Below are 1247 nucleotides of genomic sequence, written 5' to 3' on the forward strand. Positions count from 1 at the left end.
AGAGTGGATACATTGGCGATACTCATGCACAACATTTTTGCGGCAAACATTTGTTGAATGGGCAGGTCAATCGGTGCGATATTCGTTTTGGGCTAAAGCTTATTATCAACAACAAGCAGCGAAAGGAAAACCACATAATACCATCATCAGAGCGTTGGCATTTAAGTGGATCAGGATATTGTTTCGGTGCTGGAAAACCAGCACAGCATATGATGAATCAACCTATCTAGAAGCCTTGAAAAGTAAGGGTTCACCGCTCTTAAAATATGCGGTAGAAAGTAAAACTTAATGCTTGCTGTCCACCTCAGGGCGTGTTGTTAGCCGTTTTTATGCAAAAGCCTTATGGTATTCAACATTTCCGTTTGGCATGTCACCACTTAAAAGTAATGATTGAAAATACTCTGGCGGAACTCCTTTAAATACTAACTCACTAGGTGCTGTAAAACCGAATCGATTATAGTACTCAGGTTCTCCGAGAAGTACGCAACCTTTACCGTTTAACTCGCGGATAGCGTTTAAACCCGAAAGTATTAATTGTGAGCCTACTCCTTGGTTTTGATATTTAGGTTCAACAGAAACTGGTGCTAAACCATACCATTCGATGAATTCACCGCTTATCTTAACTTTAGAAAAAGCTATATGTCCGATAATCACGTTATTAACTTCTGCAACTAAAGATACAGAAAGAGCATTATCGTTACGTAACTTAGCGACTATTTCATGTTCTGTTTGCTTGCTATGCGGATGATTTTTGAAAGCTTCGATTGTGACTCTTTCAATAGAATTTATATCATCATTACATTCTGGTCGAATATTTATATTCTGATTCATATACTAAACCTTAGGAATACGGCTAACGCCCCATTCAGGGGCTGAAAATAGCTTGCTAAAATTGTGAAGCGAAGCGGAACCGAGCAAGCTGTTAGCAGTCCCGTTACTGTAATGGCTTGTTAGGTGCTCTACTTCAAAAAGCGTACTGTTCTTCCGAGCACTTTAAATGTAAAACCATTCCTTTTCTATCAACTTCTGCAACTATAAATGAACTGTATATTAAATTGTAATCAGGGTGTGGTGAAAAAAAGTGGATTTCGTTTCCATTTTCATTACTTTCCAATAATTCACCATTATTAAATGTATTGTAAAGTTCATCTGCTTTTAAGGGCTTCTCCATGCTCATACAAGTACCATAAATTTTCTTTACCTCTGAATTAGAGCATCCCAGAATGAATAGCAGAAATAGAACTATT

Annotated in this window: 2 protein-coding genes and 1 pseudogene; 1 reads left to right on the top strand and 2 read right to left on the bottom strand. The window is 37.7% G+C overall.

Features of this window, described 5'->3' with window-relative positions; genetic code table 11:
* A pseudogene (locus DPX34_RS22210) lies at positions 1-289 on the top strand (IS110 family transposase); the annotation flags it as partial.
* Positions 290-327: 38 nt separating this feature from the next.
* Here the strand turns inward: DPX34_RS22210 and DPX34_RS21625 are convergent.
* Together DPX34_RS21625 and DPX34_RS22215 are read right to left on the bottom strand one after the other, a co-directional pair.
* Positions 328-831, bottom strand: coding sequence for a GNAT family N-acetyltransferase (locus DPX34_RS21625; protein ID WP_198673780.1), 504 nt, complete (start codon positions 829-831; stop codon positions 328-330).
* Between the two features lie 133 nt (positions 832-964).
* Positions 965-1247: hypothetical protein (locus DPX34_RS22215; protein WP_232824834.1), on the bottom strand; the 283-nt coding region annotated here is incomplete at its 5' end.

The sequence above is a fragment of the Algibacillus agarilyticus genome, assembly GCF_003286125.1.
In the GTDB taxonomy this organism is placed as follows: domain Bacteria; phylum Pseudomonadota; class Gammaproteobacteria; order Enterobacterales; family Alteromonadaceae; genus Algibacillus; species Algibacillus agarilyticus.

Excerpts from the sequence above, each read along its gene's own strand:
- DPX34_RS21625 (WP_198673780.1), bottom strand. The coding sequence starts at position 831 with ATGAATCAGAATATAAATATTCGACCAGAATGTAATGATGATATAAAT.